Here is a 26,445-nt window from a genome sequence, read left to right on the forward strand (position 1 = left end):
GGCGGTTCGACCACCCCGGCGGCGTCGAACAAGTCGACCGCGCCGGTGAGGCGGACCTCGTGGGGCATACCGATCGTGCCCGCCGAGCCGATCGCCTCGGCCGGGGCGCCGGGTGGGTCGGCGTCGCCGGGGGGCCAGTTCGGGCCCCCGGTCGACGGCGTGGTGCCGGTCGCCTCGTCCTCGGGCGGGTCCGGGAACCGTGGCCGCCGCGGTCATGTCGTGCGGCGGGTGCTGGTTTCGCTCGCCGGGGCCATAGGCACGGCCCTCCTCGTGCTCGTCGCCTACGTCCTGACCAGCTTCCTCACCGGGCAGCGGGACGAGAAGGCCGAACCCCCGCCGACGCCGACGACGAGCGCGCCCCGCATACCCGCCGGCGTCAAGTGCGTGGCCGACGGCTGCACCGGCAAGGACCCGGAGGACATGAAGTGCGGCGGTGAACGCGCCGAGAGCCCGGTGCGGACCGTGGTCGGCACGGTCACCGTCGAGGTCCGCTACAGCGAGACGTGCAAGGCGGCGTGGGCGCGTATCCAGGGCGCGGCGCCGGGCGACAGCGTGCGGCTGGAGGCGGGTGCAAAAAAGTCGGGGAAGGGCCTGGTCGACGACGCCGACACGGACGCGTACACCCCGATGGTGGCGGTGGACTCGCCCGCGGACGCGAAGGCGTGCGCGACGCTCGCTTCAGGCCGGCGGGGCTGCACCCGCTAGACGCGGAACGCCCACGGAACGCCCACGAAAGATGAAGCGCATAGGGCCGCGCTTTCTGGGAAGGCGCACCAGTACCCCCACGGGATGGTCACACGGTGACACCCCCGGCGGCCGCCGATGCCCCTCTCCCCCTCGGGCCGGCGGCCGCCCCGTGTCCGTACGCGATGTCCCGTAGCCCTGTGGGGTGAGCCACACGTACCGACAGGTCCGGCAGCGGCGCGGCGCGATAGCCTGACGGGCGGATCTCTTGATGCCGAGAGATCGATCAAAAGACCCGCTGTCCTACGGAGAACGCCATGACCCGCACTCCCGTGAACGTCACCGTCACCGGCGCAGCCGGCCAGATCGGCTACGCACTGCTCTTCCGCATCGCCTCCGGCCAGTTGCTCGGCGCGGACGTGCCGGTCAAGCTGCGCCTCCTGGAGATCACCCCGGCGCTCAAGGCCGCCGAGGGCACCGCCATGGAGCTGGACGACTGCGCCTTCCCGCTGCTCCAGGGCATCGAGATCACCGACGACCCGAACGTCGCCTTCGACGGCGCCAACGTCGCCCTCCTCGTCGGCGCCCGCCCCCGCACCAAGGGCATGGAGCGCGGTGACCTCCTGGAGGCCAACGGCGGCATCTTCAAGCCCCAGGGCAAGGCCATCAACGACCACGCCGCGGACGACATCAAGGTCCTCGTCGTCGGCAACCCGGCCAACACCAACGCCCTGATCGCCCAGGCCGCCGCGCCGGACGTACCGGCCGAGCGCTTCACCGCGATGACGCGCCTGGACCACAACCGCGCGCTGACCCAGCTCGCGAAGAAGACGGGTTCGACGGTCGCCGACATCAAGCGTCTGACCATCTGGGGCAACCACTCCGCCACCCAGTACCCCGACATCTTCCACGCCACGATCGCCGGCAAGAACGCCGCCGAGACCGTGAACGACGAGAAGTGGCTGGCGGACGAGTTCATCCCGACCGTCGCCAAGCGTGGCGCCGCGATCATCGAGGCGCGGGGCGCGTCCTCGGCCGCGTCCGCGGCGAACGCCGCGATCGACCACGTCCACACCTGGGTCAACGGCACGGCCGAGGGCGACTGGACCTCCATGGGTATCCCGTCGGACGGTTCGTACGGTGTTCCCGAGGGCCTCATCTCCTCGTTCCCCGTCACCACGAAGGACGGCAAGTACGAGATCGTCCAGGGCCTGGAGATCAACGAGTTCTCGCGCTCGCGCATCGACGCGTCCGTCAAGGAGCTGGCGGAGGAGCGGGAGGCTGTGCGGGGGCTCGGTCTTCTCTGACCTTCGGCACTGACCGGGTCTGCCGCCCACGGCACGTCGTTGCTGCGACGCGCCGTGGGCGGTTTCCGTTTGTCGGGCGAGCGAGGGTCGCGTCGTGGTCGCTCGCGCAGTTCCCCGCGCCCCCGAGACGCGCACTCCGTGCGCCATCGGGGAGGCGCGGCGAAGCCGCATGCCTCCAGGGGCGCGGGGAACTGCGCGACCAGCCACGACGCAACTCGCACCCGCCGACGAGACCACACCCCGCAGACGCTCACGCCCGCCCCCGATACCCCCAACTCACCGCAACCGTCGCCACCAGCGTCACACCCCCGACCCAGCCCAGCCCCGAAGACATGCCCGAGGAGAAGTCCGGCCCGGCCCCGGCCAGGACCGTTCCGGTGACGGCCACGCCGAGCGCCGCCCCGAGCTCCCGGGACGCCGTCCCGAGTCCGGATCCGAGGCCCGCCTGGTGCGCGGGCAGTGAGGTCACGACGCCGATGGTCAGGGCAGGCATGCAGGCGCCGGTGCCGAAGGAGATGACGAGGAGCCAGAGGACGTAGATCCCGTACGGGGTGTGCGGCCCTGCCGTGGACGCGCCGAGCAGTCCGAGCCCGATGAGCGCCAGCCCGGCCGTGACGACGAGGCGGGGCGCGGCCTGGCGGCGTGCGACGAGCTTGGGGGCCAGCGCCATGCCGACCGTCACCGGCAGGATCGCGACGCCGGTGAGGGCGGCCCCGTACCCCTTGACGTTCTGCAGGTACTGGGAGTTGACGAAGAACAGGGCGAAGAGGCCGAAGAAGCCGACGGCCGTGCCGAGCGTCGCCGCCCGCAGCCGAGCGGAGCGGAACACGCGCGGGTCGAAGAGCGGCGCCGCCGAGCGCAGCGCGTGCGCGGTGAAGGCCGCCGCCAGGAGCGCGCCGAGCGCGAAGGCGAGGAGGATGCGGGCCGAGGTCCAGCCGTAGGTCGGCCCCTCGATGATGCCGAAGAGGAGGGCGACCAGCGCGGCCGTGACGAGCAGCGTGCCGAGCGGGTCGGGGTTGCCTCGGTCCACGCGCGCGGTGCGCGGGGCGGTCCGTGCGACGGCCAGTGCGAGCAGCGCGGCCAGCGGGACCATCGCCCAGAACAGGGCTCGCCAGGTGAGGAACTGGCCCGCGAGGCCGCCGCCCAGGTTGCCGAGCGCCCCGCCGACGCCCATCGAGAGCGTCCAGGCGGTCAGCGCTTGGGTCCGCCGTGCGGGGCTCTCGGCGAGGTGGACGAGGATCGACATGGTCGCGGGGGTGATGAGCGCGGCGCCGGTGCCGCAGATCGCGCGGCCCGTGATGAGGACGCCGGGCGTGGTGGCGAGCGCGCTGGTGGCGGCGCCCGCGGCGAACAGGGCGAGGCCGGTCAGGAGCGCCCCCTTGCGCCCGTACCGGTCGGCGGCGGCGCCCGCGGGGATCAGCAGGCCCGCGAACGCGATCACGTACGCGTCGACCGTCCACAGGACTTGCGTCGAGGTGGGGTGCAGAGTCGATGAACTCAGCTGCGGGATGAGGAGGTTGATGGCCGCGACCATGCTCTGGGCGACCATCACGCAGGCGCAGACGGCGAGCAGGGTGAGCCGCCGGAGCGGGGGCGGGGCCGCTGTCGGGGCGGCCCCGGTGGTCCGGGTGCGGGCAGGGGAGGGCATGGCTCCTCCTAGGAGCGTGGTGTGGGAGGGGATGCCCGTCCAACGTAGAGTCGGCCCCGTCCTGCTTTCCAGTGCAACTTGTGCAGGGAGTCATTGCGCATGACGCAATCCACCGCGCCGGTGGGGACGGCGGTGCCGCCCGCCGCTGCCGCCGGGCTCGACCTCAACCTCCTCGTCGCCCTCGACGTCCTCCTCGAGGAGCAGAGCGTGCGGGGCGCCGCCGCGCGCCTGCACCTGTCCGAACCCGCGATGAGCCGCACCCTCGGCCGCGCCCGCAAGGCGCTCGGCGACCCGCTGCTCGTGCGCGCCGGACGGCAGATGGTGCCGACGCCGTACGCGCTGTCGCTCCGCGCCGAGGTCGGGGCGGTGGTCGAACGGGCACGGGCCCTCTTCGCCGCGCGCGGCGCCGAGGACCTGCGCTCCCTGACCCGTACGTTCACGGTCCACGGCAGCGATTCGCTCGCCGCGCTGCTCGGCCCACCGCTGCTCTCCCGCGCGGCGGCCGAGGCGCCCGGCATCCGGCTCCGTTTCCTGGGGGAGAGCCACCTCGACGCGCCGGTGCTCCGGGAGGGCACGGCCGATCTGGAGGTCGGCGTCATCGACTCGACCGCGCCCGAGGTGCGTGTCGAACCACTGACCGTGGACCACATGCTGGGCGCCGTACGCGCCGGACATCCGCTGCTGAGCGGTGAGATGACGGCTCGTCGGTTCGCCGAAGAGGCCGACCACCTCACGGTGTCGCGGCGCGGCAAGCTGCACGGCCCCGTCGACGAGGCGCTCGCCGAACTCGGCCTGCGGCGGCGGGTGGTGGGCAGCGTCGGCTCGTTCCCCTCGTCGCTGTTCTTCCTGCGCGAGACGGACCTCGTGGGCCTCGTCGGTTCGTGGTGCCGGCCGATGACCGACGCGCTCGGCCTCGTCACCTTCCCCGTCCCCCTGGACCTGCCACCGCTGCCGATCGGCCTGGCCTGGCATCCGCGCCATGACGCGGACCCGGCGCACGCGTGGTTGCGGGGCTGCGTACGGGACTTGATGCGGACCCGGACCGGCATGATGGAGGCATGATCAGAAAGTCGAGCCGAGAGCTGAACGTCCTCGTCCTGCGGGACGCCGACCGCATCGCCGACGCCGTACGGGCGGCCCTGGACACCGCGACCGACGCCGAACGCCCCGGCCTCGAACGGGCCGCCGCCCTCATCGCCGAGGCCGGCGCCCGCAGCGACGCCGAGCTGCGCGGGGAGTGGGTGCGGGCGCGGCTCGCGGCGGCGGACCACGACGGCCCCGCCGACTCGGTCCAGGCCATCAAGATCCTCCGCCAGGCGGAGCCGAGCCTGAGCCTGTACGCGGCGGTGCGGTTGGCGAAGGACGCCCGGACCGGGGCGGGCGGGCTACCCGGCGCGGAGTGAGCCCAGTCTCGTATCGTCCACGGACACGGAGTCGGCGGCGGGTGGCGTCCGCAGCGGCACCGGTCGGCCGTAGTCCCCGTACAACGTCGTCGTGTCGATGGCGCGGGTACCGGCCGTACCGGCGCTGACCTCGGTGTATTTCAAGGCGTACGGTTCGCCGCGCGTGGCCACCCACAGCGTCTTGCGCGTGCCGCCCTCGTCCTCGCCGGTCAGCGGGATGACGGGGGTGCCGTTCAGCGTGGTCGGCGCGCCCTTCCGGTCGACCCCGTCGGACCGTGTCCCGCCGCGCAGTTGCTCTTGCAGGGTGTGCAAGTCACAGACAGCTGCGAGCCTCTTGAGGACAGGATCGCCGACCGAGCCGGTGACGTAACGGCCGTCGAGCGCTTCGGCCGTCGACCTGCCCTCGGCGCCCGGCACTTGCGCCCGCCACAGCTCGTCGTCCATGCGCAGCCACACCCGCTCTCCGCGCCGTACGACATCGGCCTCGCCGTCCGCTCCGAACGTCAGCGTCGCCATGCAGTTCCCGTCCCGGTCGAGCGTGAGGTCCATCGCGGAGGGTGAGGTGCCGCCCGCGCCTGCGCCCTTCGACCGGTTCACGACCGTGACGTGCAGTGATGTGGCGTGCAGGAGTGCTTGCCGGGCCTTGTCGGCGATGACGCGGGTGGAGAGCCGCGCGATGCCGTCGTCGTCGCTTCCCTCGCCACCGTGGTCGTCGCGGCCCGGGGAGGCCGTCGCCGCGAGCAGCGTCGCCGTGCAGACGGCCGCCACGATCACCCACACGTAACCGAACTTCTTCGCCGACTCTTGATCCTTCTTGGCCTTGCTCTTGGTTTTGGTCTTGGCCTTGGCCGTCATGGCGCGCACCCCCTCAGGCCCTCGGGACGGAACGTCCATCAGCGTACGTTTCGCCGCTTTGTCCGACGCACACGCCGTATGACCGGTGACGCAGCGCACTTTCGGTCATGGATCGCGCATGCATCCCGCCGCCCCGGGCAGGGACATCCGGCATCACGGCAGAGCGCGCCGAGAGGCCGTCTGCGGCGCTCGGAGCGCTTCGGAAGACGGAAGCGGAAGGCGAAGCAGGACGTGTCAGAGGGGTCAGTCGTGTCGGTTCAGAGCACCATCCATGTCGGCGGGGAGTGGCGCGCCGCCGCCTCGGGGGCCACGCGGGAGATTGTCGACCCCGCGGACGGCAAGCCGTTCGCGGTGATCGCCGAGGGCGGCGTCGAGGACACCGACGCCGCGATAGCCGCCGCGCGCCGCGCGTTCGACGAGGGGCCTTGGCCGCGAACGCCCGTCGCCGAGCGCGCCGCGCTCCTTCGCCGCGTCGCCGATCTCCTCGTCCGCGACCGGGAGAAGATCGCCCTCCTGGAGAGCCGGGACGCGGGCAAGACGGTCGAGGAGGGCCGCGTCGACGTCGACTGCGTCGCCGACGCCTTGCGCTACTTCGCCGATCTCGTCATCGGTGAGGGCGCGGGGCGTGTCGTCGATGCGGGTTCCGAGGACATCCACAGCGTCGTCGTGCACGAGCCCGTCGGCGTCTGCTCGATGATCACGCCCTGGAACTACCCGCTGCTCCAGGCCAGCTGGAAGATCGCCCCGGCGCTCGCCGCGGGCAACACCTTCGTCATCAAGCCGAGCGAGATCACCCCGCTGACCACGGTCGTCCTCATCGAGCTGCTGCTGGAGGCGGGGCTGCCCGAGGGCGTCGCCAACATCGTGACGGGCCCCGGCGCCTCGGTCGGCGCCCGCCTGGCCGACCACCCCGACGTCGACCTGGTCTCCTTCACCGGCGGTCTCGTCAGCGGCACCAAGGTGGCGCAGGCCGCCGCCGCGGGCGTCAAGAAGGTCGCCCTCGAACTCGGCGGCAAGAACCCGAACGTCGTCTTCGCCGATGCCTGTGAGACCGAGGCCGGCTTCGACACCGCCGTCGACCAGGCCCTCAACGCCGCGTTCATCCACAGCGGCCAGGTCTGCTCCGCCGGCTCCCGGCTCATCATCGAGGAGTCCGTCCGCGAACGCTTCGTCGCCGAACTCGCCCGCCGCGCCGAGAAGATCCGGCTCGGTCGCGGCACGGAGGACGGCGTCGAGTGCGGGCCGCTCGTCAGCGAGCAGCAGCGCGACAAGACCGAGTCCTACGTCGCCTCCGCGCTCGCCGAGGGCGCCGTGCTGCGCTGCGGCGGCAAGCGCCCCGAGCCCAGCGCCGTACGCCCCGCCACCGGCTACTTCTACGAGCCGACCGTCCTCGACCAGTGCCACCGCGAGATGCGCGTCGTCCGCGAGGAGACGTTCGGGCCGATCCTCACCGTCGAGACGTTCCGCACGGAGGACGAGGCCGTCGCCCTCGCCAACGACACCGAGTACGGGCTCGCCGGCGGCGTCTGGACCGCCGACCCCGGCCGCGCCCGCCGCGTCGCCGCCCGCCTGCGCCACGGCACCGTCTGGATCAACGACTTCCACCCCTACCTCCCGCAGGCCGAGTGGGGCGGCTTCGGCAAGAGCGGCGTCGGACGCGAACTGGGCCCGGCCGGACTCGCCGAGTACCGCGAGGCGAAGCACGTGTACCAGAACCTCGCGCCGAAGCCGGTGCGGTGGTTCGCGGGCTGATCCCCGCGCCCGCCCCGACGAACCTTCCCCGCACCATCCGCACCACCGGCACCACCCGCACCACTCGCATCACGCAACGCGCTCTGCATCGGAGTTGACGCATGCCCATGAACCCCGAACCCCCGACCGACACCTACGACTACGTGGTCGTCGGCGGCGGCACCGCCGGATCGGTGATCGCCTCCCGGCTCACCGACAACCCGGACGTCACCGTCGCCGTCATCGAGGGCGGCCCCAGCGACATCGACCGCGACGACGTACTGACCCTGCGCCGCTGGCTCGGCCTGCTCGGCGGCGACCTCGACTACGGCTACACCACGACCGAACAGCCGCGCGGCAACTCGTACATCCTGCACAGCCGCGCCAGAGTGCTGGGCGGCTGCTCGTCGCACAACACCCTGATCTCGTTCAAGCCGCTGCCGGGCGACTGGGACGAGTGGGCCGCCGCCGGGGCCGAGGGCTGGGACCACAAGGCGATGGACCCGTACTTCGCCAAGCTGCGGAACAACATCGTCGCCGTCGACGAGAAGGACCGCAACGCCATCGCCCGCGACTTCGTCGAGGCCGCCCAGGCGGCGACCGGCGTGCCGCGCGTCGAGGGCTTCAACAAGGCCCCGTTCAAGGACGGCGTCGGCTTCTTCGACCTCGCCTACCACCCCGAGAACAACAAGCGCTCGTCGGCCTCGGTCGCGTACCTACACCCCCACATGGAGGCGGGCGACCGCCCGAACCTCACGCTGCTGCTTGAGACATGGGCGTACAAGCTCGACTTCGTCGAGGACGGGGATGGGGATGGCGCCGGGGACGGGTACGTGGACGGGGACGGGGCCGGTCCGCGGGCGCGCGGCGTGTACGTCCGGGCGAAGGACGGTGAGGAGCGGCTCATATCCGCGCGCCGCGAGGTCATCGTGTGCGCGGGCGCCGTCGACACGCCCCGCCTGCTCCTGCACTCCGGCATCGGTCCCAAGGCCGACCTGGATCGGCTCGGCATACCTGTCGTGCACGATCTGCCGGGCGTCGGCGAGAACCTGCTCGACCACCCGGAGTCGGTGATCGTCTGGGAGACGAACGGCCCCATCCCCGACAACAGCGCCATGGACAGCGACGCGGGCCTGTTCATCCAGCGCGACCCCGAGGCCACCGGGCCCGACCTGATGTTCCACTTCTACCAGATCCCGTTCACGGACAATCCGGAACGGCTCGGCTACGTCAGGCCCGAGCACGGCGTCTCCATGACCCCCAACATCCCCAAGCCGAGGAGCCGCGGCCGCCTCTACCTGACCAGCGCGGACCCCGAGGAGAAGCCCGCACTCGACTTCCGCTACTTCACGGACGAGGACGACTACGACGGGCGCACCCTCGTCGACGGCATCCGCATCGCCCGCGAGATCGCGAAGACGCAGCCGCTGGCGGGCTGGCTCAAGCGCGAGGTGTGCCCCGGCCCCGACGTCACCAGCGACGAGGAGCTCAGCGAGTACGCCCGCAAGGTCGCCCACACCGTCTACCACCCCGCCGGCACCTGTCGCATGGGCGCCGCGAATGATGAACTCGCGGTGGTCGACCCCGAGTTGCGGGTGCGCGGGCTGCGCTCCCTCCGAATCGCCGACGCGTCCGTCTTCCCGACGATGCCCGCCGTGAACCCGATGATCGGGGTGCTCATGGTCGGGGAGAAGTGCGCCGAGATGCTGGGTGGTGAGGCCTGATGAGTACGCAGAGCGTGAAGACCGTGAAGACCGTGATGGAGGACCCCGCGCCGGACGGGAACGCGGGCCCGGGCTCCGCCGACGCCGTCTTCTCCGTCCGTAACCTGTGGAAGGTGTTCGGCCCCAAGCCCGAACGCGTCCCCGGTGACCCGGAACTCGCCGGCCTCGCCGCCGCCGAGCTGCGCTCCCGCACCGGCTGCACCGCCGCCGTCCGCGACGTCTCCTTCGACGTCGCACGCGGCGAGGTCTTCGTCGTCATGGGCCTCTCCGGCTCCGGCAAGTCCACCCTGGTGCGCTGTCTGACCCGCCTCATCGAACCCACGTCCGGGACGCTCTCCATCGACGGTGAGGACGTCCGCGCCATGGACAAGGGCCGGCTCCGCGCCCTGCGCCGCCACCGCGCCGCCATGGTCTTCCAGCACTTCGGCCTGCTGCCGCACCGCACGGTCCTCGACAACGTCGCCTACGGCCTCGAGATCCAGGGCGTCGGACGCGCCGAACGCCGGGCGAAGGCGCTCGAAGTCGTCGCGAAGGTGGGTTTGCAGGGCCTGGAGACGCGCCGCCCGGGCCAGTTGTCCGGCGGCCAGCAGCAGCGCGTCGGCCTCGCCCGCGCCCTCGCCGTGGACCCCGAGGTCCTGCTGTTCGACGAACCGTTCAGCGCGCTCGACCCGCTGATCCGGCGCGACATGCAGGAAGAGGTCGTGCGCCTGCACCGCGAGGAGGGCCGCACGATGGTCTTCATCACCCACGACCTCAACGAGGCCCTGCGCCTCGGCGACCGCATCGCCCTCATGCGCGACGGCCGCATCGTCCAGCTCGGCACACCGGAGGAGATCGTCGCCGCCCCCGCCGACGACTACGTCCGCGCCTTCGTCCGCGACGTCCCCCGCGAACAGGTCATGACAGTCCGCCGCGCCATGCGCCCCGCCGACACCGACGAAACAAGCCGGGGCCCCGAAGTAACCCCGGAGACCACGGTCTCCGAGGCGATCGACGCGGTGGCCCGCAGCGGTTTCCCGGTCCGGGTGATGGACGCGGGCCAATGCGTCGGAGTGGTCGACCACGAACAACTCCTGGGGGTTGTGGCGGGGACGATGAGCGGGGGTGGGGCCGGGGGTGGCGGTGCCGGTGATTTGGGGGCTGGGGGCGGCAGTACCGGTGATTCGGGGGTTGGGGGCGGCTCGGGGTCCGGGGATGATCCGGCGCCGGGGGATGGTGTTGTCCCGGGGGGTGGTGGCGTGCCGCCGACTGACGCTGGCGCTGACGAACGCGCGGGGTCTGGTGTGGCGCGGGGGAGCGGTGATGAGGGCGCGGGGTCTGGTGTGGCGCGGGGGAGCGGTGATGAGGGCGCGGGGTCTGGTGTGGCGCGGGGGAGCGGTGACGAGGGCGCGGCCTCTGGCGTACCGCCGGAGGGCGGCGACGAGGGCGCGGCAGGTGGTGTGAGCCCGCGGCCCGGCGCGGTGCAAGGAACCGGTGACATGAATGAGGGCGCAGCCACGCCGACGGCCCCGCGCCCCACCGGAGAGGACGCCTCCTGACATGGCCGCCGTCATCAGCAACGACCCCGCCGAGCAGCAGAGCACCCGCGGCACCGAGAAAACGCGGGGCACCCAGAGATTCAGGTCCCTGCGGAGCAATCGCGTGCTCGGCAAGCTCCTCCTGCTCGCCGTGCTCACCGCGGCCCTCGCCCCGATCGTCGACGCCCGCTGGTCCAGCGGCACTTGGCCCGACGCCCTGACCGTCGACATCTCCGAACCACTCGGCAAGGCCAGCGACTGGATCATCGACAACCGGGACAGCCACCCTCTGTTCCTGTACTTCTTCGGCCACATCAGCAACGCGATCGTCGTCTCCGTCCGCGCCGTCTACCTGGTCCTGCTCGCCGCGGGCTGGGCCGGCGTCACGGCGGCGGCCGGGCTGATCGCCTGGCGCGTCGCGGGTGTCCGTCTCGCCGTCACCTCCGTCCTCGCCCTCCTCGCGTGCGGCGCCCTCGGCATGTGGGTGCCGACGGTCCAGACGCTGGCGCTGATGGTGGTCGCCGTGCTCGTCTCGGTCGTCCTGGGCGCCCTCCTCGGCCTGGCCGCGGGCCTCAGCGACCGCATGAACCGCGCCCTGCGCCCGGTCCTCGACACCATGCAGGTGTTCCCGGCGTACGCGTACCTCCTCCCGGTCGTCCTGATCTTCGGCATCGGCGTCCCCGCCGCCGTCCTCGCGACCGTCGTCTACGCCGCCCCGCCCATGGCCCGTCTCACCGCCCTCGGCCTGCGCTCGGCCGACAGCGGTGTCATGGAGGCCGTCGCCTCGCTCGGCGCCACGGGCCGCCAGCGTCTGCTGACCGCCCGCCTCCCCCTGGCCCGCAAGGAACTCCTCCTCGGCCTCAACCAGACGATCATGATGGCCCTCTCGATGGCCGTCATCGCCTCCGTCATCGGCGCGGGCGGTCTCGGCGACCGCGTCTATCAGGCCCTCGCCTCCGTCGACGTCGGAGCCGCCCTCGCCGCCGGTATCCCGATCGTGCTGCTGGCCGTCGTCCTGGACCGCGTGACCGCCGCGGCGGGCGAACGGCTCGGCGCCCACGAACCCCCGGCCCCCTGGAAGTGGGGCGTCGTAGCCGGCGGCACGGTCGTGGCCGCCGTCGCGACCCGTTTCACCGGCCACCTCGACTGGCCCGACGCCTGGGTCGCCACCATCGCCACCCCCGTCAACGACGCCGTCGACTGGATGACCGACCACCTCTACACCGGCGTCCCCTACGTCGGCGGCACCGCCGACTGGGCCGGCCACTTCACCACCTGGATCCTCGACCCGCTGCGCTCAGGCCTCACCTGGCTGCCCTGGTGGTCGGTGCTCCTGATCGTCGCCGCCCTCGCCTGGCTGATCGGCACCTGGCGCACCGCCCTGACCGCCGTGCTGGCCATGGCCGCGATCGGCGTACTCGGCGTCTGGAAACCGTCCCTCGACACGCTCTCCCAGGTCCTCGCCGCCGTCGCCGTGACCCTCGTCCTCGGCTTCGCCATCGGCATCGCTGCCGCCCGCAGCGACCGCCTCGAACGTGCCCTGCGCCCCGTCCTCGACGTCTTCCAGACCATGCCCCAGTTCGTCTACCTGATCCCGGTCGTCGCCCTCTTCGGCGTCGGCCGCGCCCCGGCCGCCGCCGCGGCGATCGTCTACGCGCTGCCCGCCGTCGTCCGCATCACCTCCCAGGGTCTGCGCCAGGTCGACCCGGCGGCGATGGAGGCGTCCCGCTCCCTGGGTGCCACCACCGGCCAGCAACTCCGCCAGGTCCAACTCCCGCTCGCCCGCCCCGCGCTGCTCCTGGCCGTCAACCAGGGCGTCGTCCTGGTCCTCGCCGTCGTCATCATCGGCGGCCTCGTCGGCGGCGGCGCCCTCGGCTACGACGTCGTCTTCGGCCTCGCCCAGGGCGACCTGGCCACCGGCCTCGTCGCGGGCGCCGCGATCGTCTGCCTCGGCCTGATGCTCGACCGGGTGACCCAGCCGACGGAACGCCGCACCCGCACGGGAAAGGGCGCCTGACATGCGAACACCGATCACACCGATCACACCGATCACATCGGTCAAGGTGGGCAAGAAGATCCGCAGCAAGCACAGCAAGCACAGCAAACACAACATGCTCGGCACGATCATCGGCACCGCCGCACTCCTGGCCGTCACCGGCTGCGGCGCCGCCGACATGACCAAACAGGCCTCCCCGTACGCCAACGCCCAGGGCGCCAAGACGGTGACCCTCTCCGTCCAGTCCTGGGTCGGCGCTCAGGCCAACGTCGCCGTCGCCCAGTACCTCCTGGAGCACGAGCTCGGCTACCGCGTCGACACCGTCCAGGTCGACGAAGTCCCCGCCTGGGACGCCCTCAGCCAGGGCCGCGTCGACGCGATCCTGGAGGACTGGGGCCACCCCGACCAGGAGGAGCGCTACGTCAAGGACAAGAAGACCATCCAGAACGGCGGCGACCTCGGCGTCACCGGCCACATCGGCTGGTTCGTCCCCACGTACTTCGCCGAGCAGCACCCCGACGTGACCGACTGGAAGAACCTCAACAAGTACGCCGACCAGTTGCGGACCGCGGAGAGCGGCGGCAAGGGCCAACTGCTCGACGGCTCCCCGTCCTACGTCACGAACGACAAGGCCCTCGTCCAGAACCTGAAACTGGACTACCAGGTCGTCTTCTCCGGCTCCGAGGCCGCTCAGATCACCCAGATCAAGCAGTTCGCCAAGCAGAAGAAGCCGTTCCTCACCTACTGGTACCAGCCGCAGTGGCTGTTCAAGAAGGTGCCGATGACCGAGGTGAAACTGCCCGCCTACAAGGAGGGCTGCGACGCCGACCCCGAGAAGGTCGCCTGCGCCTACCCGCGGACCCCGCTGCAGAAGTACCTCAACGCCGACTTCGCCCGGAACGGCGGCAAAGCCGCGGCCCTCCTGAAGAACTTCCACTGGACCACCGAGGACCAGAACGAGGTCTCCCTCATGATCGCCGAGCAGAAGCTGACGCCCGACGAAGCCGCGAAGAAGTGGATCGACGCACACCGCTCGACCTGGCAGGCGTGGCTCCCCGCCTAGCCGGGCAGGTTCTACGGTGCCGGGTGCCTCACCTGACGGGGGCACCCGGCACGCCCTTGAGCACCGGCCCGCTGGCCAGCACAGGCGCGCCCTTGGGCACGGGCCCGCTGGTCGGCACCGGCAGGCCCTTAAGTACCGGCCCGCTGGTCGGCACCGGCGCGCGCGCCAGCACCCGAACCCCTATGAGCATCCGGCACGCTTACAAGCACGCGGCACCTCCACGACACCCGGTGCGCTTCAGACGACGAGGCCGTCCGCGATCTCCCGCAGCGCCGCAGCCGCCCGCCGCTGCAACCCGGGCCCGAACGTGATCCGCGTCGCCCCCAGCTCCCCCACTCCCGGAACGAGGGCCCTTCGAGCGGTACCCCGACATTGATCGGCCCCTCGATCCCGGCCCGCAGCCGGGGCAACGCCTCGGCGGGCGCCCCGATCGGGTACACACAGTCCGCCCCCGCCGCCACATACAGCCGCGCCCGCTCGATCGCCTCCCCGACCGGGTCGTCGACCCCCCTGATGAACGTGTCGATCCGCGCGTTCACCACAATGCGCTCTCCCGCAGCCGCCCGCACCTCAGCCAGCCAATCGGCCTGCCGCTGCGGGTCCTTGAGCACCGCCCCGGACCCCCGCCCAGCCTCCGACGGGTCGGCTGAGTCCTCGAGGTTGCACCCGACGGCCCCAGTCTCCAGCAGCCGCTCCACCAGCTCCTCCGGCGCGATTCCGTATCCGCCCTCGATGTCCGCGGACACCGGCACCGACACGGACCGGACGATCCGGGCGACGGCGGCGAACATCTCGTCCGCCGGCGTCCGCCCGTCCTCGTAGCCGAGCGACGCGGCGACCCCCGCACTCGGCGTCGCCAGAGCCGGGAACCCGGCCTCCTCGAAGACCCGGGCGCTGGCCGCGTCCCACGGCCCGGGGAGGACCAATGGATCCCCCGTGGCCCGGCCGTGGTGCAGCGCGCGGAACACCTCCACCCTGTCCCTGGCCGCAGGCTCGCCCGACCGCTCCGCGCTCACCATGCGGGCCCTCCCGGCTCGATCCGGCGGCTGACCATCAACCGGTTCCAACTGTTGATCACAGCGATCACCCCGATGAGATGGGCCAACTCCGCCTCATTGAAGTGCTTCGCCGCGCCCTCGTACACCTCGTCGGGCACGAACCCGTTCGTGAGCACGGTCACCGCCTCGGCCAGCGCGAGCGCCGCCCGTTCCCGCTCGGTGTACAACTCACCCGCCTCACGCCAGGCGTTGAGCAACGCAATGCGTTTCGGGCTCTCCCCGTTCTTGCCGACGGCGACATCGACATGCATGTCCAGGCAGAACGCGCACGCGTTGATCTGCGAAGCCCGGATCATCACCAGCTCGGCCAGGACCGCGTCCCCGAGCCCCTTCTTCGCGGCGGCGCTGAGCGCGGACACCGCTTCCCGGACCCCGGCATCCAGCTCCGTCGTCCGCGCACTCACTTGAAGTCCCCCGCCTGGTAGTGCCCCGGCGACTGACGTGTGGACACGCCGAACCGGTTCCAGGCATTGATCGTGGTGATCGCCGCGATCAACTGGCTCAGCTCCCGCTCGTCGTAGAGCTTCGCTGCCCTCTCGTACACGTCGTCCGGCACGAACCCGTCGGTGAGCACCGTGATCGCCTCTGTCAGCTCGATCGCGGCGATCTCCTTCTCGGTGTAGTAGTGCTTCGACTCCTCCCAGGCGGAGAGCTGGATGATCCGCTCCACGCTCTCCCCGGCGGCCAGTGCGTCCTTGGAGTGCATGTCCAGGCAGAGCGCACAGTGGTTGATCTGCGACGCCCGGATCTTCACCAGCTCGTACGTCACCGGGTCGACTCCCTGACGTGCCGCCGCGTCCAGCCGGACCATCGCCTTGAAGACCTCGGGGGCATGCTGGGACCAGGCGAGCCGCGGGGTGCGCTCGTGCACGTAACCACCGTCTGTCCCGTCCGCCGCGACGCCGTTCCCGGCCTGTTCTGAGTTGCTCTCGTGCGTGGTCATACGGCGAGCCTATGAACGGCTTGGCCCAACGGTATGGTCCATTCCCATGGAGAAATCCTGGGCCACTTCGCCTTCCGGGCAAGCGCTCGGCATCGACCTGCACATCGAACCCACCGGTACGGGCACCGGCACCGGCCTGCGCCGAGGCCTGACCGACGCGCTCCGCGAAGCGGTACGCGGCGGCCGTCTCGCCCCCGGCACCCGACTCCCCGCATCCCGCACGCTCGCCGGCGACCTCGGCATCGCCCGCAACACGGTCGCCGACGCTTACGCCGACCTCGTCGCCGAGGGCTGGCTCACCGCGCGGCAGGGCTCCGGCACCCGCGTCGCCGAACGCCCCGTCGAAGCACCCCGCCCCGCACCCACTCCAGGCCGCCGCGCTCCGGGCAGGCTCCTCCACGACCTGCACCCCGGCACCCCCGACCTCGCCTCCTTCCCCCGCACCGCATGGCTGAAGGCGTCCCGACGTGCCCTGACCGCGGCCCCGAACGAGGCCCTCGGCTACGGCGACCCCCGCGGCCGTCCCGAACTCCGCACCGCCCTCGCCGGCTACCTCTCCCGCGCCCGGGGCGTCCACGCCCACCCCGACCGCGTCGTCGTCTGCGCCGGCTTCGCACAGGGCCTCATGCTGCTCGGCGAGGTACTGCGTCGCCGAGGCGTACAGGACATCGCCGTGGAGAGCTACGGCCTCCACGTCCACTGGGACCTCCTGCACCGCGCCACCCTGCGCACCCACCCCCTTCCTCTCGACGCACTCGGCACGGACACCGGCGCACTCGACACTTGGTCCACCGACAGGCCGCCCCAGGCCACCGGCCGCACCGCCGTCGGTGCGGCCCTGCTGACGCCCGCCCACCAGTTCCCCATCGGCGTACCCCTGCACCCGGACCGCAGGGCAGCCGCCGTCGACTGGGCACGTCGCACGGGAGGCCTGATCCTGGAGGACGACTACGACGGCGAGTTCCGCTACGACCGCCAACCCGTGGGCGCCCTCCAGGGACTCGACCCGGACCGTGTCGTCTACCTCGGCACGGCGAGCAAGTCCCTCGCCCCCGGGCTGCGTCTGGGCTGGATGGTCCTCCCGGCGTCCCTCACCGACGAGGTCGTGGCGGCCAAGGGTGTCACCGACTGGTCCTGCGGAGTCCTCGACCAGCTCACCCTCGCCGAATTCCTGAACTCCGGCGCCTACGACCGCCATCTGCGCCATGCCCGCCTGCGCTACCGCCGCCGCCGCGACCAACTCGTCGCCGCCCTCGCCGAGCACGCTCCCGCCGTCCACGCCACCGGTATCGCCGCGGGCCTGCACGCGGTCCTGCGGCTTCCACCCGGCACCGAACAGTCCGTGGTCCGTGCCGCGGCCTGGCACCGCCTCGGCGTCGCGGGCCTGTCCAGCTTCCGCCACGAAAACGCCACGATGACGACCGCCCCACCGGACGCCCTGGTCGTCGGATACGGCACCCCACCCGACCACGCCTGGGCCGGGGCCCTGGACGCGCTGTGCCGGGTACTCCCGTGATCACCGGAGGCGATGAGCAGAACAGGCCCCCCTTCTTCTAGGCTGGCCGCAGACATGTCTGGACACCGACATGTCTGGCTGCGCATCGACGGACGGGGGAGTGCTGAACATGGCGGAGAAACGGCGACGGCTACGGTCGAGCACGGTGGTACTCGGAGGCATGGGGGTGCTGGCCACAGCCCTGACCTCGTGCGGTTCCGACCCGGACCGGCGCTGCGTGGACCGTGACAGCTACAACACCTACGACGGCTACAAGATCGTCAGCGACCAGTACTGCAAGAGCGCCTCGGGAACGAGCTCGGCCGGCAAGGGGCGCAAGTCCAGCACCGGTGGCGGCACGGGCGGCACCGGCAAGAAGGGGCGGGTCGACGGCGCCTGGTACTACGACCCCGACGTCAGCGGCCGCTACGCCGATGACGGCACCTTCAGCAAGAGCGAAGCAGTCGACCGCGGCGGCTTCGGTTGCTCCGGCTCCGGGGGCGGCTGAACCAGAGATGCGGCGCCACACCATCCAGCCCCGCGACAACTGGCAGCAGACCGTCGAGAACCAAGGGCTGATCTACCCGCTCACCCGCTACCCGGACGACTCCCTGCGCCCCTACTGGGACGAGAGCGCCTACTACGCGTTCTCCCTCCTTGAGGTGGAGGCGCTCGAAGAGGTCGTCGAGGAGTTGCACGAGATGTGCCTGGCGGCGGCCGAGCACCTCGTCGCCCAGGACCGCCTCGCCGACCTGGGCATCACCGACCCGCGCCTCCAGTCGCTCGTCCGGGAGTCCTGGCACCGACGCGCCGAACTGCCCTCCCTGTACGGCCGCTTCGATCTCCATTACGACGGCCGCACCGGTGCCCCGGCGAAGCTCCTGGAGTACAACGCCGACACGCCCACCTCCCTCGTCGAGGCGGCAAGCCCCCAGTGGTTCTGGATGGAGGAGCGCTTCCCCGGCGCCGACCAGTGGAACTCGCTGCACGAGCGCCTGGTCGACGCCTGGAAGAAGCAAGCCACGCTCCTGCCACCCGGTAGTCCGCTGTACTTCGCGCACTCCGCCGCCGATGAACTCGGCGAGGACCTGATGACCGTGGCCTACCTGCGCGAGACCGCCGCCCAGGCGGGCCTGGACACGGAAGCGATATCAGTGGAGGACATCGGCTGGGACCCGCTGTCGCGACGCTTCGTCGACAAGAAACTCCACTTCATCCGTAGCTGTTTCAAGCTCTACCCCTGGGAGTGGCTGACCACCGACCGCTTCGCGCCGCACGTCCTGGACACGCTCGACAACGGCGGCGGCACGGGGACCACTCTCTGGATCGAGCCCGCCTGGAAGATGCTCCTCTCCAACAAGGCGCTCCTCGCGATTCTCTGGGAACTCTTCCCGGGCCATCCGAACCTCCTCCCCGCCTACCTGGACGGCCCGCGCGAGCTCGCCCGCGCCACCGGCTACGTCGCCAAGCCCCTGCTCGGCCGCGAGGGCGCGGGCATCACCCTGCACGAACCGAGCAGCGCGCCGGCCGCACCGCTCGTTCGCGAGGAGCCCTGCTGCTATCAGGAGCTGCGCCCGCTGCCCGACTTCGACGGCAACCGCGTGGTGCTCGGTGCCTGGGTTGTGGAGAACGAGGCGGCAGGACTCGGCATCCGCGAATCCTCAGGACTGGTCACGGACGAGTACGCCCGCTTCCTGCCGCACGTCATTCTCTAGCTCCGGCCGAATCTGTCACTGTTCAGGTGTCAAGGAACTTGCGGACTTCCGTCCGGGCGCTGCCGTTCACGCGCCGAGTACCGCTCGGAGCTGGTCGAGCCCCCAGTCCAGATCCTCCTTACTGACCACCAGGGGCGGGGCGATCCGGATCGTGGAGCCATGGGTGTCCTTGACGAGGACACCCCGCTCCAGCAACTTCTCCGAGATCTCCCGGCCCGTCCCGTACGCCGGATCGATGTCGACGCCTGCCCAGAGTCCGCGGCCCCGGACCTCCGTCACCTTGCCGGTCCCGGCCAGCAGACCCAGTTCGGCATGGAGGTGTTCGCCCAGTTCCGCGGCGCGCTGCTGGAATTCGCCGCTGCGCAGCATCGCGATGACCTCCAGCCCCACGGCGCAGGCGAGCGGATTGCCGCCGAACGTCGACCCGTGCTCACCCGGCCGGAACACCCCGAGGACCGCCTTGCTGGACACCACCGCCGACACCGGTACGACACCACCGCCGAGTGCCTTGCCCAGCACGTACATGTCGGGCACCACGCCCTCGTGCTCACAGGCGAACGTCCGCCCCGTCCGGCCGAGACCCGACTGGATCTCGTCCGCGATGAACAGCACGTCCCGCTCGCGCGTCAGCTCCCGCACCCCCGCCAGATAGCCCGGCGGTGGCACCAGCACCCCCGCCTCGCCCTGGACCGGCTCGAGCAGGACCGCCACCGTGTCCTCGGTGACCGCGTCCCGCAGCGCATCCAGGTCCCCGTACGGCACGATGTCGAACCCCGGCGTGTACGGCCCGAAATCCGCTCGGGCCTCCGGGTCCGTGGAGAAGCTGACGATCGTCGTGGTCCGGCCGTGGAAGTTGTCGCTCGCGACGACGATCCGCGCCTGTCCGTCCGGCACCCCCTTCACCCGATAGCCCCACTTGCGCGCGGTCTTCACCGCTGTCTCCACCGCTTCCGCCCCCGTGTTCATCGGCAGCACCATCTCCATGCCGCACAGGGCGGCGAGCTGCGTACAGAACTCGGCGAACCGGTCGTGATGGAACGCCCGAGAGGTCAGCGTGACCCGGTCCAACTGGGCCTTCGCGGCGTCGATCAGCCGCCGGTTTCCGTGCCCGAAGTTCAGCGCGGAGTAGCCCGCCAGCATGTCCAAGTAGCGCCGCCCTTCGACGTCGGTCATCCATGCGCCCTCCGCCGAGGCGATGACGACAGGCAGCGGGTGATAGTTGTGCGCGCTGTGCTCGTCGGAGACAGCGATCAGGCTCTCCGTAGCGGCACGTGCGGTCCCCTCGGGGTGCGCGGGAGTCACAGAAGTCACGGGATCTCCGTTCTTACGGCTCTGAGGGCCTTGCGGCTCTTACGGCGCGAAACGGGTTTGTCGCCCGTTCCTATCGTCGCTCGCATCATGGACGCGGAAACCTCTCGCACCGCCGCGCCCGGTAGTGTGAGGTCCGGGCCGTGACTGGCGCGCTGGGATGGGACCGACCATCGGGGAGCGGCCCGCGAACTGTGTGCCGTGCGCCTGGGCCGAACCGTGCACCGCCCCGTGCGCCCGATCTCTCTCGGGCCCGGGGGAACCTGTCCCGGAGGTCCGTCATGCCAGAGCCCACTTCTTCCTCCTCTCTGTCCACCGAGTCGGTCGCGTTCCGCAGCGCCCTCGACGTCATCCGGGGCGTGGAGCCCCGGGTCGCCGACGCCATCGGCCAGGAGATCGCCGACCAGCGCGAGATGCTCAAGCTGATCGCCAGCGAGAACTACGCCTCTCCGGCCACCCTCCTCGCGATGGGCAACTGGTTCAGCGACAAGTACGCCGAGGGCACCGTCGGCCGCCGCTTCTACGCGGGCTGCCGCAATGTCGACATCGTCGAATCCCTGGCCGCCGAGCACGCCCGCGAGCTGTTCGGCGCCCAGCACGCCTACGTCCAGCCGCACTCCGGCATCGACGCCAACCTCGTCGCCTTCTGGGCCGTCCTCGCGGACCGCGTCGAAGCCCCCGCCCTCCAGCGAGCCGGCGTGCGCAACGTGAACGACCTCTCCGACGCCGACTGGGCCGAACTGCGTCAGGCCTTCGGCAACCAGCGCATGCTCGGCATGTCCCTGGACGCCGGCGGCCACCTCACCCATGGCTTCCGGCCCAACATCTCCGGCAAGATGTTCGACCAGCGCAGCTACGGCACCGACCCGGCCACCGGTCTCCTTGACTACGAGGCGCTGCGCGCCACGGCTCGCGAGTTCAAGCCGATGATCATCGTCGCCGGTTACTCCGCCTACCCGCGTCTGGTGAACTTCCGCCTGATGCGGGAGATCGCCGACGAGGTCGGGGCCACTCTCATGGTCGACATGGCGCACTTCGCCGGCCTCGTCGCCGGCAAGGTGCTCACCGGTGACTTCGACCCGGTGCCCCACGCCCAGATCGTCACCACGACCACCCACAAATCGCTGCGCGGCCCGCGCGGCGGCATGGTCCTCTGCGACGACTCGCTCGCCGACCAGGTCGACCGCGGCTGCCCGATGGTGCTGGGCGGGCCGCTCCCGCACGTCATGGCAGCCAAGGCCGTCGCCCTCGCCGAGGCGCGCCGCCCTGATTTCCGTGGTTACGCCCAAGCCGTCGTCGACAATGCCCGGGCCCTCGCCGAGGGCCTGACCCGCCGCGGCGCCACCTTGGTCACCGGCGGCACGGACAACCACCTCAATCTGATCGATGTCGCCACCTCCTACGGTCTGACCGGCCGACAGGCCGAGTCCGCGCTTCTCGATTCCGGCATCGTCACCAACCGCAACGCCATCCCCGCCGACCCGAACGGCGCCTGGTACACCTCCGGCATCCGTATCGGCACCCCCGCCCTCACCACGCGCGGACTGGGCACGGCCGAGATGGACGAGATCGCCGCTCTGATCGACCGTGTCCTCACGGCCACCGAGCCCAACACCACCAGCAAGGGAGCCCCCTCCAAGGCGCAGCACGTCCTGGAGACCAAGGTCGCCGACGAGGTCTCTCACCAGGCAGCCGACCTGCTCACCGGCTTCCCGCTCTACCCGTCCGTCGACCTCACCTGAGCCTGGCCACTGCCCGCCGCCTCCGGAAGGACATGTCCTGACGGAGGCGGCGTTCACAGCACCGTCGCCATTGCTTCGAGGGCCTGACCACCCGGCACTCACACGTCCCGAAGCTGCTGCCTCGGCCCTGCTTCCCCGCGTCGGCGGACCAGGGCAAGTGACCCGGGTATGCGCCTCACCAGTGGCCGCACCAGCAGAGCCACCGTGGCGCCGATCGCGAGGCCGGGCAGCGACCACCACCAGTTGGTGCCACTGCTCACCGTCGCCGCCGAGGTCGCCATCGACGCACCCGCGTCGGCTCCGGAAGCCGTGAGCGCCGAGGCCCCAGGCTTCCCTTCGCGCGGGAAAATCGGTGGCGCCCCTCCGGGTGACCGCTTGCCCATGACACCCAGCTTGTGCAGCAGAGTCCGCAACTCAGCCGGTTTCTCCGCCCTGTGCCAGTAGCCGTCGTACGACTTCGGGAGCTCCGCGGATGTGTGGATCCAGACGGCCTCGGTACCCGGCGTGTCGGGGTAGACGCGATCTATGCGCCACGGCTGCACATCGTGGACCAGCCACGTGACATTGAGCTGACGCCCCGCCCCGACCCCGAGCCCGGGCGGCAGCTCCTCCCGCGACTCGCCCGGCTCGCCGAGCAGGCCGCTCAGTGCGTCGTACTCCCGGTCGCTGAAGTAGAGCGACGCGCTCTGCTTGCTCTCTGGCGAAACGACGAGAACGCTCGTGGGCCCGCCCGCCACCGCCTGCGACCCGCTCCACAGGACCATGACCAATGCGGCTGCCACCGCTGTGAGCAGCGCCGACCTTCTCCGTACCGTACGCATCCGAACCCCCCGGCCGGTCCGGCACGGCTGCTCCGTGCCGGTTCACTTCTGGTACACCGCTCGACCTCTCGAGGTTCCCGATCCGGCGGAGCGTCTTTCCGGCCCCGCCCGCACCTTCCGGGGCAGCCCTAGCCTTCGCGTGCTTCGTCTGCGGACTCCGCGATCTTCAGGGCTTCGTCCATGGACGCGACGCCCTCCAGACGCAGCGTGAGGTCCTCCCCGCCCGTAGCGCGTGTCCACAGCAGCGTCGGCCCCGCTGTCCGCTCCGAGCGGGTCCACCGATGGCCGTGCTTGTCGTACATCCAGAAGCTCAACCGGTGCTCGTCGGTGAACCAGAGACCGGCAAGGCCGCTGACCGTGACCCACCGTGGGTGGAGCGGGACCGTCTTGGCGAAGCCGACGTCGAGATGGGCGGGATATTCGTTGAGCCGTACCGTGCGGCCGTCGGCTCGCCAGCACAGGGTGAGCAGGGCGCGATCGCCCGGCACACGAGTGACCGTGAGCGCTTCCGGCCGCCCCAGTTCGGAGGGGATCGCCGGCTCGAAACCGGCCTGCCGCACGGCCTCCTCCGGTGAAAGCGAGGCGCCGCATCCCGGAACATGAGCGCCCGCCGACGGAGTGGCCGACGGGTCGTAGTGCACCTCGACCCCACCGAAGCCGAACCAGTCCGCGACCGCTGCCCGCACGGGAGGCGTGAACACCACGATCGTCGCCGCTCCGCACAGAACAGCGACCAGCGCCCGCCAGCGCCGCCGCGCCCATCGCCGTATCCCCTGCAGAAGCCGTACCGGCCCCCGCGCCTCGACGACCGGCGTGGGCGCCCGCTCGGCGAGTATCTGGGCCAGCACGCGCTCCGCCATCGTCTCTCCCGCGTTCTCCGGGCCCTCCAGTAGGCGGCCCAAAGCACGCAGCTCCTCAGGCAGCTCCGGTTCCTCACCGCGTCGTCCGTCCATCCTCGTCACCTCCCTTCCTGGACCGCTGCGGCGGCAGCGAAGCGGGCCCCCGCGCCGCATCGGGCAGCAAATCGGCCAGCTTGTGCAGCGCCCTGTTCAGTCGGGACTTGACCGTGCCGCGCGGCCAGCCGAGCGCCTGCGCCGTCTCCGCCTCGTCCATCTCCAGCAGGTAGCGGTAGGTGACGACGAGCCGATGCGCCTCACTCAGGCGCTCCAGCGCGGCCAGCAGCTCGGCGCGGCGCTCTATCTGGAGCGCCGCGACCGCGGGATCAGCCGACTCCGGTATCAGCGGCTCGGCCTCGACCATCGCGGCCTCCCGGCCGATGGCGGAGCGCTGCCTCCCGGCCGATCGCACTGTGTTCCTCGTCTCATTGGCGACGATCCTGAGCAGCCATGGCCGGAATGCCGACCCGTCCCTGAAGCGCCCCAAGCCGCAGTACGCCTTGAAGAAGGCCTGCTGCACCACGTCCTCCGCGTCCGCCCCCGCGCCCAGCGCCAGCGCTGCCCGCAGGGCGATGCCGGTGAAGGCGCGGACCAGCTCCGCGTACGCCTCCGGCTCTCCGGCACGCACGCGGGCGATCACCGCATCCTCGTCGACGACGCGGCCTCCCTCCAGGACTTCCCCCTGTGCCCTCACGCCTTTGATACACCGGCCGACGGCGATCGGTTCCCACTCGCACCGCACGAGTTCTCACGTTGCGTCACGCCCAGGCCCATGTCTGCCTACGCACCGTCCACATGCGGTACGCACGCGTCGTGTACCTGGCCCCGAGCAATGAGAGACACCTGAGAGAATGAGGGCATGGCCTCTGACAGTCCCCGCGTGCTCTCCGGTATCCAGCCCACCGCAGGCTCGTTCCACCTCGGCAACTATCTCGGCGCGGTCCGCCAGTGGGTGGCGCTGCAGGAGTCCCACGACGCCTTCTACATGGTCGTGGACCTGCATGCGATCACGGTTCCGCAGGACCCGAAGGAGCTCCTGGAGAACACGCGGCTCGCCGCGGCCCAGCTCCTGGCCTCCGGTCTCGACCCGGACCGCTGCACGCTGTTCGTCCAGAGCCATGTCCCCGAGCACGCTCAGCTCGGCTGGATCATGAACTGCCTCACCGGGTTCGGCGAGGCCAGCCGCATGACGCAGTTCAAGGATAAGTCCGCCAAGCAGGGCGCCGACCGCGCCACCGTCGGTCTCTTCACGTACCCGATCCTGCAGGTCGCGGACATCCTGCTCTACCAGGCCAATCAGGTCCCGGTCGGCGAGGACCAGCGCCAGCACATCGAGCTGACGCGCGACCTTGCCGAGCGCTTCAACGGCCGCTTCGGTGAGACCTTCACCATCCCGGCGCCGTACATCCTGAAGGAGACGGCCAAGATCTACGACCTTCAGGACCCGTCGATCAAGATGAGCAAGTCGGCGTCGACGCCGAAGGGCCTCATCAACCTCCTCGACGAGCCGAAGACCACCGCCAAGAAGGTCAAGAGCGCGGTCACCGACACCGACACCGTGATCCGTTACGACGCGGAGAACAAGCCGGGCGTCAGCAACCTGCTCACCATCTACTCGACCCTCACCGGCGCCGGTATCCCGGAACTGGAGCAGAAGTACGAGGGCAAGATGTACGGTGCGCTCAAGACGGACCTGGCTGAGGTCATGGTGGACTTCGTGACACCGTTCCGGACCCGCACCCAGGAGTACCTGGACGACCCGGAGACGCTCGACTCGATCCTGGCCAAGGGGGCGGAGAAGGCGCGCACCGTCGCCGCCGAGACCCTTTCCCAGGCCTACGAGAAGGTCGGCTTCCTGCCCGCCAAGCACTGAGCCCGCACCTGCTCCACGCCCGCCCGCACGCCCGCCACACGACGACAGGAGTACGACGTGGGGACCGTAACGATCGGTGTCTCGATCGCGGTCCCGGAGCCTCACGGCAGCCTGCTCCAGGAGCGGCGTGCGGGCTTCGGTGACCCCGCGGCGCACGGCATCCCCACGCACATCACCCTGCTCCCGCCGACCGAGGTGGAGGCCGGGGACCTGCCGGCGATCGAGGAGCACCTGACGGAGGTCGCGGCCTCCGGACGGCCCTTCGCGATGCGTCTCTCAGGGACGGGAACCTTCCGGCCGCTGTCCCCCGTTGTGTTCGTACAGGTCGTCGAGGGCGCCGAGGCCTGCACCTGGCTGCAGAAGCAAGTGCGGGACGCATCGGGACCCGTCGCGCGCGAACTGCAGTTCCCCTACCACCCGCACGTCACCGTGGCGCACGGCATCTCCGAAGAGGCGATGGACCACGCCTTTGAAGAGCTCGCCGACTACGAAGCGGCATGGTCGTGCAATGGCTTCGCCCTCTACGAGCAGGGCGAGGACGGCATCTGGCGGCGGCTGCGCGACTTCACCTTCGGCAAGCCCAAGCTCCCCACGCAGACGCCCGACCGCACGAAGCGCGGACGGCGGCTGCCCGCAGGCTGACCGAAGTCGGACGGGCGTGCGCGC

At 71.0% G+C, this 26,445-nt stretch carries 22 protein-coding genes, 2 pseudogenes and 1 riboswitch; of the genes and pseudogenes, 15 read left to right on the plus strand and 9 right to left on the minus strand.

The features are described 5' to 3' along the window. Positions 1-75 precede the first annotated feature (75 nt). Positions 76-705, plus strand: a complete 630-nt coding sequence (locus tag ABZ877_RS19105; protein WP_361072559.1) for a DUF2690 domain-containing protein — start codon at positions 76-78, stop codon at positions 703-705. A gap of 296 nt (positions 706-1,001) precedes the next feature. Then, a complete protein-coding gene (locus ABZ877_RS19110) occupies positions 1,002-1,991 on the plus strand; it encodes a malate dehydrogenase (protein ID WP_361072253.1) in 990 nt (329 codons plus the stop codon). 250 nt (positions 1,992-2,241) lie between these two features. Here the strand turns inward: ABZ877_RS19110 and ABZ877_RS19115 are convergent, their stop codons facing one another. Further along, positions 2,242-3,639 carry an MFS transporter gene (locus ABZ877_RS19115; protein ID WP_361072255.1) on the minus strand — a complete coding sequence of 466 codons (1,398 nt, stop codon included), beginning with the start codon at positions 3,637-3,639 and terminating at the stop codon, positions 2,242-2,244. A gap of 99 nt (positions 3,640-3,738) precedes the next feature. Here ABZ877_RS19115 and ABZ877_RS19120 point away from each other — a divergent pair, with 99 nt between their 5' ends. After that, the gene (locus tag ABZ877_RS19120; protein WP_361072258.1) at positions 3,739-4,701 is read left to right on the plus strand and encodes a LysR family transcriptional regulator; all 963 of its coding nucleotides are present in this window, start codon (positions 3,739-3,741) and stop codon (positions 4,699-4,701) included. Beyond that, on the plus strand, positions 4,698-5,042 hold the full coding sequence (locus ABZ877_RS19125) for a hypothetical protein (RefSeq protein WP_361072261.1): 345 nt from the start codon (positions 4,698-4,700) through the stop codon (positions 5,040-5,042). The genes ABZ877_RS19120 and ABZ877_RS19125 overlap by 4 nt, the downstream gene beginning before the upstream one ends. Here ABZ877_RS19125 and ABZ877_RS19130 read toward each other — a convergent pair. Beyond that, entirely contained in the window at positions 5,025-5,897 is an 873-nt protein-coding gene (locus ABZ877_RS19130) for a hypothetical protein (protein WP_361072264.1), read from the minus strand. The genes ABZ877_RS19125 and ABZ877_RS19130 overlap by 18 nt on opposite strands. A 231-nt stretch (positions 5,898-6,128) precedes the next feature. Between ABZ877_RS19130 and ABZ877_RS19135 the strand changes: the two genes are divergently transcribed. The 5 genes and pseudogenes from ABZ877_RS19135 (at position 6,129) to ABZ877_RS19155 (ending at position 13,928) form a co-directional block, all read left to right on the plus strand. Continuing rightward, positions 6,129-7,649 (plus strand): aldehyde dehydrogenase family protein, encoded by a 1,521-nt coding sequence (locus ABZ877_RS19135; protein ID WP_361072267.1) that lies wholly within the window; start codon positions 6,129-6,131, stop codon positions 7,647-7,649. Positions 7,650-7,750: 101 nt separating this feature from the next. Beyond that, on the plus strand, positions 7,751-9,352 hold the full coding sequence (locus tag ABZ877_RS19140; RefSeq protein ID WP_361072270.1) for a GMC oxidoreductase: 1,602 nt from the start codon (positions 7,751-7,753) through the stop codon (positions 9,350-9,352). 35 nt (positions 9,353-9,387) lie between these two features. Further along, positions 9,388-10,443 (plus strand): annotated as a pseudogene (locus ABZ877_RS19145) (glycine betaine/L-proline ABC transporter ATP-binding protein); the annotation flags it as partial. Between the two features lie 448 nt (positions 10,444-10,891). Then, entirely contained in the window at positions 10,892-12,886 is a 1,995-nt protein-coding gene (locus ABZ877_RS19150; protein ID WP_361072273.1) for an ABC transporter permease subunit, read from the plus strand. Between the two features lie 94 nt (positions 12,887-12,980). Beyond that, on the plus strand, positions 12,981-13,928 hold the full coding sequence (locus ABZ877_RS19155; protein WP_361072562.1) for an ABC transporter substrate-binding protein: 948 nt from the start codon (positions 12,981-12,983) through the stop codon (positions 13,926-13,928). 237 nt (positions 13,929-14,165) lie between these two features. Here the strand turns inward: ABZ877_RS19155 and ABZ877_RS19160 are convergent. The 3 genes and pseudogenes from ABZ877_RS19160 to ABZ877_RS19170 all read right to left on the minus strand — a co-directional run bounded on the left by ABZ877_RS19160 (position 14,166) and on the right by ABZ877_RS19170 (position 15,929). After that, positions 14,166-14,947: pseudogene (locus tag ABZ877_RS19160) on the minus strand (isocitrate lyase/phosphoenolpyruvate mutase family protein). After that, complete coding sequence (locus ABZ877_RS19165; RefSeq protein ID WP_361072276.1) at positions 14,941-15,390, minus strand: carboxymuconolactone decarboxylase family protein; 450 nt, start codon at positions 15,388-15,390, stop codon at positions 14,941-14,943. The pseudogene ABZ877_RS19160 and the gene ABZ877_RS19165 overlap by 7 nt, the downstream one beginning before the upstream one ends. After that, a complete protein-coding gene (locus ABZ877_RS19170) occupies positions 15,387-15,929 on the minus strand; it encodes a carboxymuconolactone decarboxylase family protein (protein WP_361072279.1) in 543 nt (180 codons plus the stop codon). The genes ABZ877_RS19165 and ABZ877_RS19170 overlap by 4 nt, the downstream gene beginning before the upstream one ends. Before the next feature lie 46 nt (positions 15,930-15,975). Between ABZ877_RS19170 and ABZ877_RS19175 the strand changes: the two genes are divergently transcribed. From ABZ877_RS19175 to ABZ877_RS19185, 3 genes are all read left to right on the plus strand, one after another. Further along, on the plus strand, positions 15,976-17,445 hold the full coding sequence (locus tag ABZ877_RS19175; protein WP_361072282.1) for a PLP-dependent aminotransferase family protein: 1,470 nt from the start codon (positions 15,976-15,978) through the stop codon (positions 17,443-17,445). Positions 17,446-17,554: 109 nt separating this feature from the next. Next, positions 17,555-17,932, plus strand: a complete 378-nt coding sequence (locus tag ABZ877_RS19180) for a hypothetical protein (RefSeq protein ID WP_361072284.1) — start codon at positions 17,555-17,557, stop codon at positions 17,930-17,932. Positions 17,933-17,939: 7 nt separating this feature from the next. After that, a complete protein-coding gene (locus ABZ877_RS19185; protein ID WP_361072286.1) occupies positions 17,940-19,139 on the plus strand; it encodes a glutathionylspermidine synthase family protein in 1,200 nt (399 codons plus the stop codon). A gap of 66 nt (positions 19,140-19,205) precedes the next feature. On the opposite strand, the gene rocD is transcribed toward ABZ877_RS19185, so the two are convergent. Next, positions 19,206-20,441 (minus strand): ornithine--oxo-acid transaminase, encoded by a 1,236-nt coding sequence (rocD, locus tag ABZ877_RS19190; RefSeq protein ID WP_361072565.1) that lies wholly within the window; start codon positions 20,439-20,441, stop codon positions 19,206-19,208. A 139-nt stretch (positions 20,442-20,580) separates the two neighbouring features. Further along, positions 20,581-20,667, plus strand: a riboswitch (ZMP/ZTP riboswitch). A gap of 61 nt (positions 20,668-20,728) precedes the next feature. Here rocD and ABZ877_RS19195 point away from each other — a divergent pair. After that, complete coding sequence (locus ABZ877_RS19195; RefSeq protein WP_361072289.1) at positions 20,729-22,189, plus strand: glycine hydroxymethyltransferase; 1,461 nt, start codon at positions 20,729-20,731, stop codon at positions 22,187-22,189. Positions 22,190-22,287: 98 nt separating this feature from the next. On the opposite strand, the gene ABZ877_RS19200 is transcribed toward ABZ877_RS19195, so the two are convergent. The 3 genes from ABZ877_RS19200 to ABZ877_RS19210 form a co-directional block, all read right to left on the minus strand. Beyond that, a complete protein-coding gene (locus tag ABZ877_RS19200) occupies positions 22,288-22,971 on the minus strand; it encodes a hypothetical protein (protein WP_361072291.1) in 684 nt (227 codons plus the stop codon). Positions 22,972-23,138: 167 nt separating this feature from the next. Then, positions 23,139-23,963 carry a hypothetical protein gene (locus tag ABZ877_RS19205; protein ID WP_361072294.1) on the minus strand — a complete coding sequence of 275 codons (825 nt, stop codon included), beginning with the start codon at positions 23,961-23,963 and terminating at the stop codon, positions 23,139-23,141. Next, entirely contained in the window at positions 23,944-24,600 is a 657-nt protein-coding gene (locus ABZ877_RS19210; protein WP_361072297.1) for a sigma-70 family RNA polymerase sigma factor, read from the minus strand. The genes ABZ877_RS19205 and ABZ877_RS19210 overlap by 20 nt, the downstream gene beginning before the upstream one ends. A gap of 165 nt (positions 24,601-24,765) precedes the next feature. On the opposite strand from ABZ877_RS19210, the gene trpS reads away from it, so the two are divergent. Then, complete coding sequence (gene trpS, locus ABZ877_RS19215; protein WP_361072300.1) at positions 24,766-25,779, plus strand: tryptophan--tRNA ligase; 1,014 nt, start codon at positions 24,766-24,768, stop codon at positions 25,777-25,779. A 57-nt stretch (positions 25,780-25,836) separates the two neighbouring features. Next, the gene (locus ABZ877_RS19220) at positions 25,837-26,421 is read left to right on the plus strand and encodes a 2'-5' RNA ligase family protein (RefSeq protein ID WP_361072303.1); all 585 of its coding nucleotides are present in this window, start codon (positions 25,837-25,839) and stop codon (positions 26,419-26,421) included. Positions 26,422-26,445 lie beyond the last annotated feature (24 nt).

This window comes from Streptomyces sp. NPDC046939 (assembly GCF_040644575.1).
Lineage (GTDB): Bacteria > Actinomycetota > Actinomycetes > Streptomycetales > Streptomycetaceae > Streptomyces.

Excerpts from the sequence above, each read along its gene's own strand:
- ABZ877_RS19195 (WP_361072289.1), top strand. The coding sequence starts at position 20,729 with ATGCCAGAGCCCACTTCTTCCTCCTCTCTGTCCACCGAGTCGGTCGCG.
- ABZ877_RS19175 (WP_361072282.1), top strand. The coding sequence starts at position 15,976 with ATGGAGAAATCCTGGGCCACTTCGCCTTCCGGGCAAGCGCTCGGCATC.
- ABZ877_RS19185 (WP_361072286.1), top strand. The coding sequence starts at position 17,940 with ATGCGGCGCCACACCATCCAGCCCCGCGACAACTGGCAGCAGACCGTC.
- ABZ877_RS19130 (WP_361072264.1), bottom strand. The coding sequence starts at position 5,897 with ATGACGGCCAAGGCCAAGACCAAAACCAAGAGCAAGGCCAAGAAGGAT.
- trpS (WP_361072300.1), top strand. The coding sequence starts at position 24,766 with ATGGCCTCTGACAGTCCCCGCGTGCTCTCCGGTATCCAGCCCACCGCA.
- ABZ877_RS19120 (WP_361072258.1), top strand. The coding sequence starts at position 3,739 with ATGACGCAATCCACCGCGCCGGTGGGGACGGCGGTGCCGCCCGCCGCT.
- ABZ877_RS19140 (WP_361072270.1), top strand. The coding sequence starts at position 7,751 with ATGCCCATGAACCCCGAACCCCCGACCGACACCTACGACTACGTGGTC.
- ABZ877_RS19125 (WP_361072261.1), top strand. The coding sequence starts at position 4,698 with ATGATCAGAAAGTCGAGCCGAGAGCTGAACGTCCTCGTCCTGCGGGAC.
- ABZ877_RS19155 (WP_361072562.1), top strand. The coding sequence starts at position 12,981 with ATGCTCGGCACGATCATCGGCACCGCCGCACTCCTGGCCGTCACCGGC.
- ABZ877_RS19180 (WP_361072284.1), top strand. The coding sequence starts at position 17,555 with ATGGCGGAGAAACGGCGACGGCTACGGTCGAGCACGGTGGTACTCGGA.
- ABZ877_RS19150 (WP_361072273.1), top strand. The coding sequence starts at position 10,892 with ATGGCCGCCGTCATCAGCAACGACCCCGCCGAGCAGCAGAGCACCCGC.
- ABZ877_RS19170 (WP_361072279.1), bottom strand. The coding sequence starts at position 15,929 with ATGACCACGCACGAGAGCAACTCAGAACAGGCCGGGAACGGCGTCGCG.
- ABZ877_RS19110 (WP_361072253.1), top strand. The coding sequence starts at position 1,002 with ATGACCCGCACTCCCGTGAACGTCACCGTCACCGGCGCAGCCGGCCAG.
- ABZ877_RS19115 (WP_361072255.1), bottom strand. The coding sequence starts at position 3,639 with ATGCCCTCCCCTGCCCGCACCCGGACCACCGGGGCCGCCCCGACAGCG.
- ABZ877_RS19205 (WP_361072294.1), bottom strand. The coding sequence starts at position 23,963 with ATGGACGGACGACGCGGTGAGGAACCGGAGCTGCCTGAGGAGCTGCGT.